This is a genomic window from Pedobacter sp. AC379 (genome assembly GCF_979258145.1).
Map to the genome: position 1 here is coordinate 5,135,511 of NZ_OZ409839.1, position 16,357 is coordinate 5,151,867.

The 16,357-nt window shown below is 36.2% G+C and carries 17 protein-coding genes; 15 read left to right on the top strand and 2 right to left on the bottom strand.

Annotated elements, in window-relative coordinates; genetic code table 11:
- Positions 1-3: 3 nt before the first annotated feature.
- From ACZZZW_RS22120 to ACZZZW_RS22175, 12 genes are all read left to right on the top strand, one after another.
- Complete coding sequence (locus tag ACZZZW_RS22120; protein ID WP_055912448.1) at positions 4-1,461, top strand: Gfo/Idh/MocA family protein; 1,458 nt, start codon at positions 4-6, stop codon at positions 1,459-1,461.
- Positions 1,462-1,565: 104 nt separating this feature from the next.
- On the top strand, positions 1,566-2,246 hold the full coding sequence (locus tag ACZZZW_RS22125; RefSeq protein ID WP_463496587.1) for a 3-keto-disaccharide hydrolase: 681 nt from the start codon (positions 1,566-1,568) through the stop codon (positions 2,244-2,246).
- A 157-nt stretch (positions 2,247-2,403) separates the two neighbouring features.
- A complete protein-coding gene (locus tag ACZZZW_RS22130) occupies positions 2,404-3,642 on the top strand; it encodes a nucleoside permease (protein WP_463496590.1) in 1,239 nt (412 codons plus the stop codon).
- 1 nt (position 3,643) lies between these two features.
- Positions 3,644-4,534 carry a hydroxypyruvate isomerase family protein gene (locus ACZZZW_RS22135; protein ID WP_463496592.1) on the top strand — a complete coding sequence of 297 codons (891 nt, stop codon included), beginning with the start codon at positions 3,644-3,646 and terminating at the stop codon, positions 4,532-4,534.
- A gap of 11 nt (positions 4,535-4,545) precedes the next feature.
- Positions 4,546-5,421: a sugar phosphate isomerase/epimerase family protein gene (locus tag ACZZZW_RS22140; protein WP_055912456.1), complete on the top strand. Its 876-nt coding sequence runs from the start codon at positions 4,546-4,548 to the stop codon at positions 5,419-5,421.
- On the top strand, positions 5,422-6,294 hold the full coding sequence (locus ACZZZW_RS22145; RefSeq protein WP_463496595.1) for a sugar phosphate isomerase/epimerase family protein: 873 nt from the start codon (positions 5,422-5,424) through the stop codon (positions 6,292-6,294). It abuts the gene before it with no gap.
- A gap of 390 nt (positions 6,295-6,684) precedes the next feature.
- Positions 6,685-7,674: an aspartate-semialdehyde dehydrogenase gene (locus tag ACZZZW_RS22150; protein WP_055912460.1), complete on the top strand. Its 990-nt coding sequence runs from the start codon at positions 6,685-6,687 to the stop codon at positions 7,672-7,674.
- Between the two features lie 66 nt (positions 7,675-7,740).
- Entirely contained in the window at positions 7,741-8,343 is a 603-nt protein-coding gene (locus ACZZZW_RS22155) for a CDP-alcohol phosphatidyltransferase family protein (RefSeq protein WP_463496598.1), read from the top strand.
- 143 nt (positions 8,344-8,486) lie between these two features.
- Entirely contained in the window at positions 8,487-9,611 is a 1,125-nt protein-coding gene (locus ACZZZW_RS22160) for an ATP-binding protein (RefSeq protein ID WP_463496600.1), read from the top strand.
- Between the two features lie 21 nt (positions 9,612-9,632).
- Positions 9,633-11,039 carry a D-alanyl-D-alanine carboxypeptidase/D-alanyl-D-alanine endopeptidase gene (gene dacB / locus ACZZZW_RS22165; RefSeq protein ID WP_463496602.1) on the top strand — a complete coding sequence of 469 codons (1,407 nt, stop codon included), beginning with the start codon at positions 9,633-9,635 and terminating at the stop codon, positions 11,037-11,039.
- A 49-nt stretch (positions 11,040-11,088) separates the two neighbouring features.
- On the top strand, positions 11,089-11,325 hold the full coding sequence (locus ACZZZW_RS22170) for a hypothetical protein (protein WP_463496604.1): 237 nt from the start codon (positions 11,089-11,091) through the stop codon (positions 11,323-11,325).
- Positions 11,310-11,702, top strand: a complete 393-nt coding sequence (locus ACZZZW_RS22175) for a type II toxin-antitoxin system VapC family toxin (protein WP_463496606.1) — start codon at positions 11,310-11,312, stop codon at positions 11,700-11,702. The genes ACZZZW_RS22170 and ACZZZW_RS22175 overlap by 16 nt, the downstream gene beginning before the upstream one ends.
- A gap of 51 nt (positions 11,703-11,753) precedes the next feature.
- Here the strand turns inward: ACZZZW_RS22175 and ACZZZW_RS22180 are convergent, their stop codons facing one another.
- Positions 11,754-12,881 (bottom strand): hypothetical protein, encoded by a 1,128-nt coding sequence (locus ACZZZW_RS22180; RefSeq protein WP_463496608.1) that lies wholly within the window; start codon positions 12,879-12,881, stop codon positions 11,754-11,756.
- A complete protein-coding gene (locus tag ACZZZW_RS22185; RefSeq protein ID WP_463496611.1) occupies positions 12,881-13,513 on the bottom strand; it encodes an ABC transporter ATP-binding protein in 633 nt (210 codons plus the stop codon). Before ACZZZW_RS22185 ends, ACZZZW_RS22180 begins: the two co-directional genes overlap by 1 nt.
- Before the next feature lie 74 nt (positions 13,514-13,587).
- Here ACZZZW_RS22185 and ACZZZW_RS22190 point away from each other — a divergent pair, with 74 nt between their 5' ends.
- From ACZZZW_RS22190 to ACZZZW_RS22200, 3 genes are all read left to right on the top strand, one after another.
- A complete protein-coding gene (locus ACZZZW_RS22190) occupies positions 13,588-14,097 on the top strand; it encodes a GNAT family N-acetyltransferase (RefSeq protein ID WP_463496613.1) in 510 nt (169 codons plus the stop codon).
- Positions 14,098-14,464: 367 nt separating this feature from the next.
- Positions 14,465-15,760 carry a phosphopyruvate hydratase gene (gene eno / locus ACZZZW_RS22195; protein ID WP_463496615.1) on the top strand — a complete coding sequence of 432 codons (1,296 nt, stop codon included), beginning with the start codon at positions 14,465-14,467 and terminating at the stop codon, positions 15,758-15,760.
- A 197-nt stretch (positions 15,761-15,957) separates the two neighbouring features.
- Complete coding sequence (locus ACZZZW_RS22200; RefSeq protein WP_025145767.1) at positions 15,958-16,257, top strand: FtsB family cell division protein; 300 nt, start codon at positions 15,958-15,960, stop codon at positions 16,255-16,257.
- Positions 16,258-16,357 lie beyond the last annotated feature (100 nt).

The following is a 16,357-nucleotide window of genomic DNA, read 5'->3' on the forward strand; positions in this document are numbered from 1 at the left end:
AGTATGAAAACAGAGCAAGAAAATAAAAACACGAGTAACCGCCGTGATTTTATTAAAACTTCGGCAATTGCTGCCGCAGCATTTATGATCGTACCACGCCACGTTTTGGGCGGGCCGGGTTATTTAGCACCTAGCGACCGTTTATTAGTTGCCGGAATCGGCGTTGGCGGAAAAGGCGAAAGCGACCTCAGCATGTTCAGCAAAAGCGGAAAGGCAGATATTGCTTTTTTATGTGATGTTGACGACCGCCGCGCAGCCAATAGTGTTAAAGCTTTCCCTAAAGCAAAATACTATAAAGATTGGCGCGAAATGTTAGATAAAGAACATAAAAATTTCGATGCTGTTTCTGTTTCCACTCCAGATCATAACCATGCCATTCAAGCTTTGGCGGCTATGCAGTTGGGCAAACACGTTTACGTTCAAAAGCCTTTAACGCATGATATTTATGAAGCACGTATTTTAACCGCTGCTGCAAAAAAATATAAGGTAGTTACTCAAATGGGTAATCAGGGCGCATCAAATGATGGTCCGCGCCAAATGAAAGAATGGTATGAAGCAGGTTTAATTGGCGATGTACATACGGTATATGCGTGGACAAACCGCCCGGTTTGGCCTCAGGGTATTCCATGGCCAAACAAAAAGGCTGAAATTCCGAAAGAATTAGATTGGAATTTATGGTTAGGCACAGCTCCTGAAAAAGATTTCGTTGATAAATTAGTTCCATTTAACTGGCGTGGCTGGTGGGATTACGGAACGGGTGCCCTTGGAGATATGGGCTGTCACCTGATTGAAGCTCCATTTAGTGTATTGAATTTAAAATACGCCAAAGAAGTTGAAGCAAGTGTTGGTTCTGTTTATGTAGATGAATTTAAACGCGGTTATTTCCCTGAAAGTTGCCCTCCATCAAGTCATGTTACCTTAAAGTTTCCTAAAACAAATAAAACCAAAGGTGATGTAACTTTACATTGGATGGATGGTGGTATCCAGCCAGAACGCCCTGAAGAACTAGAAGCAAACGAAACTTTTGGTGATGGTGGCAACGGTACCCTATTTGTTGGTACAAAAGGCAAAATGATGTCGGAAACTTATAGTGCAAATCCAAAATTATTGCCTTTAAGCAGAAATAAAGACATTAAAGTTGCACAAAAGTATGCACGTGTACCTGATGGTGCAAACGGACACTACAAACAATGGGTAGAAGCAGCAATTGCCGGTTATGGTAAACAAGAAGTAAGTTCGCCTTTCGAAATTGCTGGTCCGCTTACAGAAGCTTTATTAATGGCCAATCTTGCAATCAGAAGCTTTGATATCCAAAAAACTGTAGGTGATAAAGTTACTTACCCAGGCAGGTATACCAAAATGCTTTGGGATAATGACAATATGAAAGTAACCAATTTCGAAGAAGCCAACCAGTTTGTAAAACGCGAGTACCGCAAAGGCTGGAACAATTTAACACTTTAATAAATCCACAAATCTCGCAGGTTTTTAAACGACAAAGTCCTCAATGAGGCCTTTGAAAACAATAAAAACCCCGAATTAAATCTGCGAGGTTTAAACTTAAAAAAATGAAAAAAATCTTTCTTTCTGCTTGTATCTTACTTGCAGTAACACAAATATCAAAAGCGCAAAAAGGCTTTAAACCATTGTTCGACGGTAAAACAACAACCGGTTGGCATACTTATAACAAAACTACCGTTGGTAGCGGTTGGCAAGTACAGAATGGTGCTTTACACCTGGATTTAGCTAAAAAAGGCGCCGATGGCGGTGGCGATTTAGTGACCAATAAAGAATACGGAGATTTCCATTTAAAATATGATTGGAAAGTAGCACCAAAAGCAAATAGTGGATTGATTTTTTATGTTCACGAAGAACCTAAATATGGCGCAACTTACTCTACAGGCTTAGAAATGCAGGTTATTGATAACGATGGTCACCCGGATGGAAAAATAACCAAACACCGTGCAGGCGATTTATACGACCTGGTAAAAAGCACTTCAGAACCTGTTAAACCAGTTGGTGAATGGAATAAAGCAGAAATTATTAGCAAAAAAGGCAAATTAACTTTAATTTTAAACGGAGTTGAAGTTGTAAAAACTACGCTTTGGGATGATAACTGGAAAAAAATTGTAGCAGGAAGCAAATTTGCAACATGGGAAAGTTGGGGCACTTTTAAAACCGGTAAAATTGCTTTACAAGATCACGGAGATGAAGTTTGGTACAAAAACATCTCAATAAAAGAACTTTAATCAAGGTTTAAGGCGTAAAGCTGAAGGTTTCTTTTCCTTCGCTTAACCATAAATTGGAATTAGAAAGCGGGAAAGCATAAAGCTTACCCGCTTTCGTATTAAACCTTACAGCATAAACCATTAACCTAATACCATAATATAACCTTATATAAACCAAATGAATAGCACTACTCGCTTTAAACTCTCTGCCATGATGTTTCTGGAATTTTTTATCTGGGGCGCATGGTTTGTAACTTTAGGCGCTTTTTTGAGCAACAACCTAAAAGCAACCAATTCAGAAATTGGCTCCGTATTTTCAACCCAATCATGGGGTGCAATTATTGCCCCTTTTATAATCGGCTTAATTGCCGACAGGTATTTTAACGCCGAAAGAATTTTAGGAGTATTACACATTATTGGTGCTATTTTAATGTATCAGATGTATAATGCACCAGATGTAAGTGTTTTTTATCCATACGTATTAGGGTACATGATTTTGTTTATGCCAACCCTTGCTTTAGTGAATTCAGTTTCTTTTAACCAAATGAAAGATGCTGAAAAAGAATTTGCAAACATCAGGGTATTTGGTACCATTGGTTGGATCATTGCTGGTTTGTTAATCAGTTTTGCATTCCACTGGGATTCACCTGAAGGAATTCAGGCAGGAATGTTAAAAAGTACTTTCCTAATGGCCGGAATTGCTTCCCTGGCATTGAGCTTATTTAGCTTTACCTTACCTGCAACCCCTCCAAAAGTTGCTAAAGACGAAAAAATAAAATTAAGAGACATTTTAGGCTTAGATGCCTTAAAACTATTAAAAGATAAAAACTTTGCTGTTTTCTTCATCTCATCCATCTTAATTTGCATCCCTTTAGCCTTTTATTATCAAAATGCTGGCCTTTTCTTGGCAGATATCAAGGTTTCCAATCCTACAGGCAAAATGGCCATAGGCCAGGTTTCAGAAGCATTGTTTTTACTTGCCATACCAGTATTCTTTTCTAAATACGGCTTTAAAAAAACCATTATAGTTGGTATGTTGGCATGGGCTGTACGTTATGTACTATTTGCTTATGGTAATGCCGGTAACCTTAGTTTCATGTTAATTATCGGTATTGCGCTTCATGGTGTTTGTTACGATTTCTTCTTTGTTTCCGGTCAGATTTATACCAACTCAAAAGCAGGAGAAAAAATTAAAAGTGCAGCACAAGGAATCATTACCCTTGCAACTTATGGTGTGGGTATGCTTATCGGCTTTAAAGTGGCGGGATTAATTACAGATATGTACAAAACTGGCGAGGTAACCGACTGGAAAATGGTTTGGATTATTCCGGCAGGAATTGCAGCCGCAGTATTCTTGTTGTTTGCGTTACTATTTAACGATAAAACCAAGTCAGAAATAGCACCTAAAGCAGTTTAAAATGGCCTCGAACGTAAATAGAAGAAACGCACTCAAAAACATCATTGCAGGAACCGCTGCAATTGGTGTTTCTTCAGGTCTTTCAGCATTAGCAATGGATAAACCAGAATCAGATCAGCCGTTAAGGCTAAAAGGAACGATTAACCATGCGGTTTGCCGTTGGTGCTTTAGCAGTTTTGATGTAGAAGCACTTTGTGTTGAAGCCAAAAAAATCGGTATTAAAGGTATTGATCTCGTTGGTCCGAAAGATTGGCCTACGTTAAAAAAACATGGTTTGGAATCTACCATGTGCAATGGTGCCGAAATTAATTTAACTGATGGTTTTAACGACGAAAAATTTCATGATAAGTTAATCCAAAATTATACCGCAATGATTCCGCTTGTTGCAGCAGCAGGATACAAAAACCTGATATGCTTTAGCGGAAGCCGCCGTGGTAAAGATGATGAAACAGGCTGGAACAACTGCGTTAAAGGCTTAAAACAATTAATGCCACTGGCAGAAAAGCACAATGTAGTGCTGGTAATGGAGCTTTTAAACAGTAAAGTTAACCATAAAGATTACCAATGCGACAGAACCTCATGGGGGGCTGAACTTTGCAAACGTTTAGGATCAGAAAATTTTAAATTGTTGTATGATATCTATCATATGCAAATTGATGAAGGAGATGTAATCAGAAACATCAGAGATTACCATCAATACATTGCTCATTACCATACCGCAGGTGTTCCTGGAAGAAACGAGATTGATGATACGCAGGAATTATATTATCCTGCAATAATGAAAGCCATTGCCGAAACCGGCTTTAAAGGTTTCGTTGCACAAGAATTTATACCTAAAAATGCGGATAAAATTGCTTCGTTAAAAAAGGCAGTTGCAATCTGCGACATCTAAAATATATACCTATGTTATCAAGAAGAAGTTTTCTACTAAACAGTAGTATGGCTGCCGCTGCAGCACTATTGGTGCCATCATTTGCTTGCCTGGCTGCCGATAAAAAATCAGTTGGTTTGCAATTATATTCTTTAAGAGAAGAGTTGCCAAAAGATGTTAAAGGAACAATTGCCAAAGTAGCAAAAGCAGGCTTTGCAGAAGTTGAAACCTATGGTTTTTCGATTAAAGATCAATTTTGGGGCCTAACCCCTGCTGAGTTTAAAAAACTGCTTGATGAAAACGGATTAAAAGCACCAAGCGGCCATTATGGTTTAGGCAGCTATTTAACCGATGGCAATACCGAAGAATTAAAAGCTGCTATTGCCGCTGCAAAGGTATTGGGAAGTGAATATGTTACCATACCCTGGTTAGATGAAAGCATTAGAAAAACTGCCGACGACTATAAAAAACTTGCTGTAAAAATTAACGCAGCGGGTAAACTGGCAAAAGGAGCAGGTATCAGATTGGCTTACCACAACCACAATTTCGAATTTGAAAAACAGGGAGATACAACTGGATATGAGATTTTGCTAAAAGAAACGGATAAAAATCTTGTTGATTTTGAACTTGATTTATATTGGGTAGTGAGATCTGGAAACGATCCGATAAAATTATTTAAAGAAAATCCAGGTCGTTTTACCATGTGGCACGTTAAAGATATGGATAAAACAAACCCTGCCTTAAATGCTGAAGTGGGAACAGGATCAATCAATTTCAAACCAATTTTTGCAGAAGCCAAACTTTCGGGCATGAAACATTTCTTTGTAGAGCACGAAACCAATTATAAGCCAAATCCAATGGAATCTGTTGCAGCAAGCTGCGCATACATTAAAAAAGAAATTATTTAAATGATGAATTCAAGAAGAACATTCTTAAAACAGGCAGGTTTAGCTGCGGGTGCCGCATTGCTAATCCCATCATTTGCTTTTGATAAAGCGACTAAAAACGTTGGCCTGCAATTGTATAGCCTACGTGATGAATTGCCAAAAGATGTAAAAGGTGTGATCGAAAAAGTAGCGCAGGCCGGGTATAAAGAAGTAGAAACCTATGGTTTTTCAAACGGTAAATTCTGGGGCTTAACGCCAAAAGAATTTAAGGCTTTATTAGATGCAAACGGCTTAAAAGCACCAAGTGGCCATTACCACATGGATGATTTTGTAAAAACAGGTAAAACAGACAGGCTGAAAGCTGATATAGAATCTTCAGCAGCAATTGGCGGTAAATATTTTACCATCGCTGGTGCATCTGTTGATACAAGCAAGGGTGCAGACGGTTTTAAGAAAACCGCAAGCGACTTTAATAAAGTTGCAGAAATTGCAAAAGCAAGTGGTTTAAAATTTGCCTATCACAACCACGATTTCGAATTTAAAAAATTAGGGGATACAACTGGTTATGATGTGTATTTAACCGAAACAGACAAAAATCTGGTAAATTTTGAATTAGATTTATACTGGGCTGTCCGTTCAGGTAACGATCCGCTGGCATTATTTAAAAAATATCCTGGCCGTTTCCCAATGTGGCATGTTAAAGATATGGACAAAACGAAACCAGAATGGAATACAGAAGTAGGTAAAGGTTCTATCGATTTTAAAGCCATTTTTGCCCAGGCAAAACTTTCGGGTATGCAACATTTCTTTGTAGAACACGAAACCAATTATCAGCCAAATCCAATCGGTTCAATTAAAACGAGCTGCGATTATATCAAAGCCAACTTAATTTAAATTGAATATACCTCGCAGGTTCTAAATCTGCGGGGTTCACATTCAAAACGTAATGCTGATTATTTTCCTGGTAGAAAAGTATTTCAACTCCCTCGTCGCTACCAAATGATCATCAACTTTCTTGCGGTACAGATCCTGAAATAAATTCAGGCATGCCTTACCAGCTGCAGCGTTTCTAAAACGCTAGCTTAACATTCACTTTCTGATTAATACATTTTAATTCCAGCTAAATCGAATTAATGCTTAATTCTTACACCTTATTTTCTATCGAAAAACTAAGATTTGAAATATAAAAAGCAAATTTAATTGGTAACAATGGGGATATAAGCTTAATTTTTAGCATATTTGGACTTATATCAAATGTTTAATAAAATATAATTAAAATTTAAAATGAAAGTAGCAGTAGTAGGTGCCACCGGATTGGTAGGCACTGTAATGTTAAAAGTATTGGAGGAAAGAAATTTCCCTTTAACAGAGTTAATTCCCGTAGCATCAGAAAAGAGCGTTGGTAAGGAAATTACTTTTAAGGGTAAGAAGTTCCCAATCGTTAGCATGGATACTGCGATCAGCATGAAACCAGATATCGCTCTTTTTTCTGCAGGTGGAAATACTTCATTGGAGCATGCTCCACGTTTTAAAGAAGCCGGAACAACGGTAATTGATAATTCTTCTGCATGGAGAATGGACCCTGCAATTAAATTAATTGTACCGGAAGTAAATGCACACGAACTTTCTATTGATAATAAAATTATTGCCAACCCAAACTGTTCTACTATACAAATGGTGGTGGTTTTAAAGCCTTTGCACGATAAATACAAAATTAAACGTGTAATTGTTTCTACTTACCAATCGGTTACCGGTACAGGTGTTAAAGCGGTAGAGCAGTTAATGAATGAGCGTAAAGGCATTGATGGTCCTAAGGCTTACCCTTACGAAATCGACTTAAATGTTCTTCCTCATATCGATGTTTTCATGGATAATGGATACACTAAAGAAGAAATGAAAATGGTTAAGGAAACGAACAAAATCATGAGCGACGATAACATCAGAGTTACCGCTACTACTGTTCGTATCCCGGTAATGGGCGGCCACTCCGAATCAGTTAACATCGAGTTTGAAAATGATTTCGATTTAGCTGAAGTACGTAGTATTTTAGAAAAATCGCCAGGTATCATAGTTGTTGATGATGTTGCCAACTTAAAATACCCAATGCCGAAAGATGCACATGAAAAAGATGAAGTTTTTGTAGGCCGTATCCGTAGAGATGAATCGGCCCCTAAAGCATTAAACCTTTGGATTGTTGCTGATAACTTGCGTAAAGGAGCAGCAACCAACGCAGTTCAGATTGCCGAATACCTGGTTCAAAAAGAATTGGTTTAAATCAATAATTCAAAAAAAGTCCCCTGATAGTACATCTGGGGACTTTTTTTATGCACGCTCTCCACCATGAAACATCTCCCTATTGCCTTAATTTATTCCAGGTTACTGATCGGTTTTGGAATAATTCTTTTAAGTGTTTTCCATGTTAATCACTATTCCATCTTAGCCATCACCTTATTATCCATCGGTTTATTAACAGATATTTTTGATGGGATAATTGCCCGCAAGCTAAATATATCTTCAGAAAAGTTAAGGCGATTGGATTCAGGCATCGATCAGGTGTTTTTTATTTCGGTGGCTGTTGCTACCTATATCCAATGCCCGGATTTTTTTAAAACAAACCTGATTAAATTGATTGTACTCGGTGCTTTTGAGGCTTCTACTTATGTACTGAGTTATATAAAATTTAAAAAGGAAATTGCTACACATTCTATCGGAGCTAAAATCTGGACATTAACAATATTTGCCACACTGATAGAAATTATGATACATTGTGAGTCTGTTGTGCTTTTCGAAATTTGTTTCTGGCTTGGTTTAGCAACAAGAATAGAAATACTTGCCATTGTTATCACCCTAAAAAAATGGGCAAACGATGTACCCTCAATCTATCACGCCATAAAACTGAGCCAAGGGAAAGAAATTAAACGCAATAAATTGTTTAATGGCTAATGTAAAACACAAAAAAGAATATAAAAAAGAGATTGTAATCACTAAATTATATATAAAAAGGAGATTATAATCACTAAATTATATATAAAAACGAGATTAGGTTAAAAGTTTTGTACATTTGTTACTGAAGATGACAACATGAGATGATCATTAGAAGTTTGCAAACCCATATTGAGTCGAAGTTTTTTAAGCAAAAAGCGATTATTGTTACCGGTGCAAGGCAGGTGGGTAAAACCACTATGCTAAAGCAATTGGTAAATAAAACAGGCCTATCCTTCGTTTTTCTGAATTGCGATGAAGCAAATGTCCGAACGATATTGACAGACATCAGTGTTGAGCGACTTAAATCAATTATCGGCTCAAATAAATTTATTTTCATCGACGAAGCACAACGCGTTACAAATATCGGCCTAACACTAAAATTGATCGTAGATAACTTTACCAATGTACAGCTTTTAGTTACAGGTTCTTCATCACTTGATTTAGCTGCTGGTATAAAAGAATCATTAACCGGAAGAAAATTCGAATACCACCTCTTTCCATTTTCAGTTGCAGAACTTGTAGATGATACGAATGTACTTATTGAAGAGCAAGCTTTAGAAAAGAGGTTAATTTATGGTACTTACCCTGATGCTATAAACTATCCGGGAGAAGAAAAAGAACTCTTGTTAAATTTAGCCAACAGTTATTTGTTTAAAGATATTTTATCACTTACCGGTATCCGAAAACCTTTACAACTCGAAAAGTTAGTACAGGCTTTGGCACTACAGATTGGCAATGAAGTATCATATACCGAGCTAGGGCAAATGATTGAAGCAGATAAATTAACAGTTGAGCGTTATATAGATTTATTGGAGCAATGCTTCGTAGTATTTAGGTTAGGTGCTTACAGTAGCAATCTTCGGAACGAAATAAAAAAAAGCAAAAAAATATATTTTTACGATACCGGGATCCGCAATGCTGTGATTGAAAATTTTAATACACTCGGATTACGGCAGGATGCTGGTCAGCTTTTTGAAAATTATATTGTTTCTGAGTATATAAAAGCCAGTAACAATAAAAGAAAACATGCCAAATATTATTTTTGGCGTAGTTTTCAGCAACAGGAAATTGATTTAATTGAAGAAGTTGATGGAAAAATAAATGCAATAGAGATTAAATGGAATGAAAACAAAAAAGTAAGATTTCCATCCACTTTTCTGGATGCATACACCACCAATGAAACATATGTGATAAACAAATCAAATTATACCCAATTTTTGTTATAACTCATCTTTGATCATAAAAAAATGAAATTCTTCAAATTAATATTCTTGTTCGTTTTCTCAGTAACGGCTACGCTTGCTCAAAACAGGATTCAAAATCTTGAAAAAGCTTTCAATAGTTTATTAAATGATGAACAAGCAAAACATGCCATTGCATCACTTTGTGTTTTGGATGCCAATACAGGCAAAACATTATTTGCTAAAAATGAACAGATTGGTTTAGCAACCGCATCAACACTTAAAACAATTACGGCAGCTACTGCTTTCAGTATTTTGGGTAAAGATTTTCAGTTTCAAACTACATTGGCCTATACCGGAACAATTACCACAGATGGAACTTTAAAAGGAAATTTAATCATTATCGGGAGCGGTGACCCAACCTTGGGCTCATGGCGTTATCAAAATAAAGAAAATGCTGTTTTAACACAATGGGTTGCTGCAATAAAATCGACAGGGATTAAAAAAATTGAAGGTACAATAATTGGTGATGACCGAATTTTTGGTACACAAACCACACCTGAAGGCTGGGTTTGGCAAGATATAGGAAATTATTACGGTGCCGGAACATCTGGATTGGCTTGGAGAGAAAACCAATTCGATATTCATTTAAAGCCTGGAAGTAGCACAGCAGATGCTGTTAAAGTGATAAAAACAGTTCCGGCTACACCTTATCTCCAACTTGTAAATGAATTAAAAACCGGCAGCCCAGGCTCAGGTGATCGTGCTTATGCTTTCTTGCCACCTTACAGTAATACCGCTTATATCAGAGGAAGCTGGGGAATTGGCATTGCCAAATCTGGCATTTCAGTCGCCCTCCCCGACCCTGCATTTGATTGTGCCTACCGTTTGCAGGATACGCTCAAGAGATTGGGGATTTCTGTTTCTCAACAAGCTACAACTGCCCGTTTAATGACTTTAAACAACCAGATAATTCCTTCGGTTACACAAAAAATAAATACCATAAGTTCTCCAAGTTTAAGCGAAATCACTTATTGGTTTTTAAAGAAAAGCATCAACCTGTATGGCGAATCACTTCTGAAAACCATTGCCATAAAATCAGGTAAAGCAGGCACAACCAGTAAAGGTGCAGAAACGGAAATTAATTTCTGGGCAGATAAAGGAATTGACAAAACAGCACTGAACATTATCGATGGCAGCGGACTTTCTCCTGGAGATAGGATAACAACATCAGCAATGGCAGGGATACTTTTTCAGATTCAAAAAGAAAATTGGTTTTCTGATTATTATAAAGCCTTGCCTGAATATAATGGCATGAAAATCAAAAGCGGAACAATAAACGATGTTTCAGCATTTGCGGGCTACCACACCGATGTGGCAGGTAATAAATACATTGTGGTAATCAACATAAATAATTATAGTGGAAGTGGAATTAATAAAAAACTATTTAAAGTGTTGGATGAATTGAAGTAATACTTAATAGAAACTTGCTTTGATTTTTTAAATTGTGTATTTTTGATATATGCAAATAACAATCGACATAGGCTATGAACAATTGTTAGCAGCAATTAAAAAGCTTCCTGCTGCAAAAATAAAGCAGTTAAAATCAGTTTTAAATGATGAATTTATTGAGGAAAAAGCATCGAAAGATCTATCCGATTTTCAGAATTTTTTACTTGCAGCTCCTAAAATGAGTGATGAACAATATAAGCAGCATCAGACCGACAGAAAAAACTTCAACTCATGGAGAACGAAATAATCTGTCTAGATACTTCTATTTTAATTGATTTTTATCGAAAACAACTCAAGGAAAAAAGTGCTTTTTACAAGCTGACCACAATTTATAATCTTTTTGCTGTATCGATTATTACAGAATACGAAATTATGATTGGCGCCAAAATCGATGAAGTTGGATTTTGGAAGGATTTTTTCGACCGCGTGACCGTAATTCCTTTTGATAAAAGTGCCAATGACTTTGCTATTGAAATTACAAAACAACTTAAGCGAACAAGCAATTTAATTGAAATACCGGATATTTTTATAGCAGCAACTGCGCTATCCAGAAAAATGAAAATCGCCACACTCAACAAAAAACACTTCGAAAGAATTAATGACTTAGAATTAGTCGCTATTTAGACTGAACATCTAATATTATATTCTGAGCAGTATAATAAGCAAATGAGGTCATCAATAAAAAATCTTAGTATCCAAAAAGTTTCTACTAAACACCATCCAGGCAAGAATAAAATTCATTGGAATAATCACCAAGCCTGCTCCATACATAATAAACACATAAAAAAGTAAAAACAGGCAAAATACGCCTATTAAAAATCCTTTAACCCGAATCCCATTTAGCAAAAGCAAACTTCTGAATAAGAGAATTGCAGAAAAAGCAAATGCAGCTAACAAGAATGAAGTTATAAAGCCAAAACGGGTAAAAATCCAACATAGCTCGGGCAATAATAAAATGAGATAATTTAAGCAAAAGCTAAAAAATACCTTGGCTTTACTAAAAGGAAAATTGGGCAAAAAAGATAAATATCTGTCATTGAAAACCTTTTCCTCGTAAATGAGTACAACATGTGCAACAACGATACATGAGGTGACAAGCATCAATAATCTTGAATCATCTTTAAGATCAGCAAAAACCAATAATATGCCCGAAATCAGTACCCATGAAAGTAATTTGGTAAGCACATACGCCAATTTTGACCGGTTCAAAACCTGAAAACTATACAACAAGAAAACAGGCTTGTTCCATTTTCGGGTAATCCTGATTAACCAACTGGACTTATTAACCTCAACCAAACGGTTATTTTCTTTTAAACAGATGTATGCACTGCCAGCAATCAGCAGCAACTGAAAAAGCAAAATGCCAATTGAAATGATATAAAATCCAAATACAAGTCCGATTGTTAAGGCATATAACGTATAACTTAAAACAGGTAAAAATATATAGCTATACACCATAACCCAGCATTTAAACTGGCTTTTTCTTGCTGATGCAGTAAAACTGTAAAATAAGAATTCTTGCTGTGGCAAAGCCATTTGATCTAAAACATATTTAAGGCTTTTATATGCATAAAGTGTGCTTCCTACCAGATAAAAAGTTAAAATGAGCGGATTGCTTACAATACTGATGGTAAAGAAAAATTGCCAGAAATCTATTTGCTCAGGCCTAACTGTGCCAAGGGTATTGATAAATAAACAATAACTGATTAAAATCACAAATATAAACACCAGCATACCTGCATGAATTCTGTAAAATCCATCTACAAATATTTTCTTTAAAGCAGTATTCGATGTAGTAAACATTAAAAATTCAGTGTTAATCTCTGTTCCTTGATATCAATTTTTTTAATACCAGATAATTTCGTTTCATCAAGGGGCTGATGGGAAGAAAGTAAAAAACTGACTTTCTCCTTTTGATGTTTTTCTTCAATCCAATGGTACAATACATTTAACGATTCTACATCTATCGTATTCAATGGTTCATCCAATAAAATGAGTTTTGGTTGTCCTAAAAAAGCCAAAACCAATGACAGTTTCTTAAGCATTCCACTAGAATATGATCCCAGAGGATTCTGAATATATGCCTTCATACCCATATCAGCAATCAATTCATTTTCCTGGCCTACTGTTGCACCTTTCGCTTTCGCAAAAAGGCCAATCATTTCTGTGCCTGTTAAAAATTCTGGAAAAATTGGTTCAGCTTCCGCAAAATTTACAAGTTTTCGGTATGGAACGCCATGATTTTTTAAATAAACATTGTGAATGGCAATATCTCCTTTAAAGGCCAAAATCCCTGCAATTGATTTCAACAGTGTACTTTTGCCTGAACCATTGCTTCCTTTTATCCAGAAAATACCACCAGGGATTTTAATATTATCTATCTTTAAAACTAGATGACCGAAATAGGATTTTTCAAATTGACTGATGTGCAGCATAAAATCATTTTAATTCTGACTTTGGTTTTAATAAAAAGTTACAAATCACATTCATCTTGATAACCGACTACACCATGCAATTAATTTTACGCCCATACGAACATAACGATCTTGAAAATTTGGTTAAACATGCCAACAATTTTAACATTTCAAAATATTTGACTGATAAATTTCCTTTTCCATATCAAAAAAAAGATGGAGAGGCATTTATTCAACTGGCTTTAAGTCATCATCCCCTTCAAATTAAGGCTATTGTGGTAAATAATGAAGTAATTGGATCGATAGGTGTGCACCAATTGGCTGATATTTATAGTAAAAGTGCAGAAATGGGCTATTGGATTGCTGAAGACTTTTGGGGCAAGGGCATTGTTCCTCAAGCTGTAAAAGAGATGCTTAAATATGGTTTCGAAACATTTGATGTGGAAAGGATTTTTGCACGCACTGCGCATACCAACCTGGCCTCACAGCGGGTTTTAAAAAAAGCAGGTTTTATTTTGGAGGCAGAATTAAAGGGGACTATTTTTAAAAATGGCGAATATTTTGATGAGTTAATTTTTGGATTCAGAAAAAATCAGCTGGGTTAATCACTTACCCAAGAATTACCAGCACTTTATGGTTTAAACCCGATTGCCGTGGAAACCAAAAGCTTTTTCAGCTTTTGTTGTAACAAAAAGCGGGACTGCAGCTTCAAAAAAGCCACTCAAACTGCTTTCCATAAAAAATAATGTAGTCAGGCAAATTAACTGCTTTGATAAGCGAATAAATGAATATAACTATTAATAAACACCATATTAACTTAAAATTAACAGCCAATTAAGCTTAAACAACTATCGTAACATTAAGCCTTTAATCTCTTTATTTATTTAAAAAATATACTAACTTTGATGTTGCGCTTAGTAATTGTACTTTATACACTAAGCAGGTTAAAAAATCAATAAAAATCAAATAAAAATGAGCATAATCGTTAATGTCCATGCCAGACAAATTCTCGATTCGAGAGGCAATCCAACAGTAGAAGTAGAAGTAGTAACAGAGGCAGGCGCTTTTGGCCGTGCAGCTGTACCAAGCGGTGCATCTACTGGACAATATGAGGCTGTTGAATTACGTGATGGTGATAAATCTACATATTTAGGTAAAGGTGTTTTAAAAGCTGTAGAAAATGTAAATACTAAAATTGCTGATGCATTAAGAGGTATTGATGTTTTTGAACAAAATGCAATCGATAAATTAATGATCGACCTAGATGGTACCGAAAATAAAGGTAACCTAGGAGCTAATGCAATTTTAGGTGTTTCTTTAGCGGTTGCTAAAGCTGCTGCTGATGAAATTGGCCAACCATTATACCGTTACATTGGTGGTGTTAACGCAAACACTTTACCAATTCCGATGATGAACATTATCAACGGTGGTTCTCACTCTGATGCGCCGATTGCTTTCCAGGAATTTATGATTATGCCAGTTGGCGCTCCTTCATTCTCTGAAGCTTTACGTTGGGGAACTGAAGTTTTCCATAGCCTGAAAAAAATCCTTCACGATAGAGGTTTATCTACCGCTGTAGGTGATGAAGGTGGTTTTGCACCAACTTTTGATGGTACTGAAGATGCAATTGAAACAGTATTAAAAGCAATCGAAACTGCTGGTTACAAACCAGGTTCGCAAATTTGCTTGGCTTTAGATTGTGCTTCATCTGAATTTTACAAAGATGGCAAATACGATTACACAAAATTCGAAGGTGCTACTGGCGTTATCCGTTCTAGCGAAGAACAAGCTCAATATTTAGCTGATCTTTCTGCAAAATATCCAATTATCTCAATCGAAGATGGTATGGATGAAAACGACTGGACTGGCTGGAAAAGCTTAACAGATAAAATTGGCGACCACGTTCAGTTGGTTGGTGATGATTTATTTGTTACTAACGTAACGCGTTTACAACGTGGTATTGATGAAGATACGGCAAACTCAATCTTGGTAAAAGTGAACCAGATCGGTTCTTTAACTGAAACCATTAATGCGGTTACTTTAGCACAAAACAGTGGTTATACTTCGGTAATGAGTCACCGTTCTGGAGAAACTGAAGATGTTACCATCGCAGATTTAGCTGTAGCATTAAACTGTGGACAGATTAAAACGGGTTCTGCATCACGTTCAGACAGGATTGCAAAATACAATCAATTATTACGTATTGAAGAAGAATTGGGTGAAAACGCTCGTTTTATCGGTTCGAAATTCAAATACGCTAAGAAATAACCCTTAAATCCCCTGAAGGGGACTTCTTGTTCTCTCCTTTAGGAGAGATGCCAAAGGCAGAGAGGTGTTAACAAGTTGAAAAACTTATTTGCGAAACATCCGGAGATTTTAAATCTTCGGATGTTTTTATTTTAATACTATATTTGTTTGTTGGATTTGATCTTCTCAAATCTCACATCTAAAATCTCATATCATATATGAAACGTTTAATAGATCTTTTCCGCAATAAATATTTCCTTGCTACTGTCGCTTTTGCGATGTGGATGCTGTTTTTTGACAAAAACGATATGATGTCGCAATACGAATACCGCAGTCAGGCCAATAAGTTACAGGAAGAAAAAGAATATTTTGAGAAAGAAACCGCTCAGGTTAAAAAAGATTTAAACGAACTGAATACCAACCTCAATACGGCTGAAAAATTTGCCCGCGAAAAATACTTCATGAAAAAAGACAATGAAGATGTTTTTGTAATTATTCAGGAAGAGAAGAAAGATTAATTTTCACTTTGCAGTGTTCAGTTAAAATTTTACAGTTTGAGTTAAAAATAAACCATAAAACAATTTCTCTTTCAGTTAACCGATTAACCTATTCAAACAG

Bases quoted from the DNA above. Each gene is read 5' to 3' on its own strand.
- ACZZZW_RS22120 (WP_055912448.1), top strand. From the start codon at position 4: ATGAAAACAGAGCAAGAAAATAAAAACACGAGTAACCGCCGTGATTTT.
- ACZZZW_RS22125 (WP_463496587.1), top strand. From the start codon at position 1,566: ATGAAAAAAATCTTTCTTTCTGCTTGTATCTTACTTGCAGTAACACAA.
- ACZZZW_RS22130 (WP_463496590.1), top strand. From the start codon at position 2,404: ATGAATAGCACTACTCGCTTTAAACTCTCTGCCATGATGTTTCTGGAA.
- ACZZZW_RS22135 (WP_463496592.1), top strand. From the start codon at position 3,644: ATGGCCTCGAACGTAAATAGAAGAAACGCACTCAAAAACATCATTGCA.
- ACZZZW_RS22140 (WP_055912456.1), top strand. From the start codon at position 4,546: ATGTTATCAAGAAGAAGTTTTCTACTAAACAGTAGTATGGCTGCCGCT.
- ACZZZW_RS22145 (WP_463496595.1), top strand. From the start codon at position 5,422: ATGATGAATTCAAGAAGAACATTCTTAAAACAGGCAGGTTTAGCTGCG.
- ACZZZW_RS22150 (WP_055912460.1), top strand. From the start codon at position 6,685: ATGAAAGTAGCAGTAGTAGGTGCCACCGGATTGGTAGGCACTGTAATG.
- ACZZZW_RS22155 (WP_463496598.1), top strand. From the start codon at position 7,741: ATGAAACATCTCCCTATTGCCTTAATTTATTCCAGGTTACTGATCGGT.
- ACZZZW_RS22160 (WP_463496600.1), top strand. From the start codon at position 8,487: ATGATCATTAGAAGTTTGCAAACCCATATTGAGTCGAAGTTTTTTAAG.
- dacB (WP_463496602.1), top strand. From the start codon at position 9,633: ATGAAATTCTTCAAATTAATATTCTTGTTCGTTTTCTCAGTAACGGCT.
- ACZZZW_RS22170 (WP_463496604.1), top strand. From the start codon at position 11,089: ATGCAAATAACAATCGACATAGGCTATGAACAATTGTTAGCAGCAATT.
- ACZZZW_RS22175 (WP_463496606.1), top strand. From the start codon at position 11,310: ATGGAGAACGAAATAATCTGTCTAGATACTTCTATTTTAATTGATTTT.
- ACZZZW_RS22180 (WP_463496608.1), bottom strand. From the start codon at position 12,881: ATGTTTACTACATCGAATACTGCTTTAAAGAAAATATTTGTAGATGGA.
- ACZZZW_RS22185 (WP_463496611.1), bottom strand. From the start codon at position 13,513: ATGCTGCACATCAGTCAATTTGAAAAATCCTATTTCGGTCATCTAGTT.
- ACZZZW_RS22190 (WP_463496613.1), top strand. From the start codon at position 13,588: ATGCAATTAATTTTACGCCCATACGAACATAACGATCTTGAAAATTTG.
- eno (WP_463496615.1), top strand. From the start codon at position 14,465: ATGAGCATAATCGTTAATGTCCATGCCAGACAAATTCTCGATTCGAGA.
- ACZZZW_RS22200 (WP_025145767.1), top strand. From the start codon at position 15,958: ATGAAACGTTTAATAGATCTTTTCCGCAATAAATATTTCCTTGCTACT.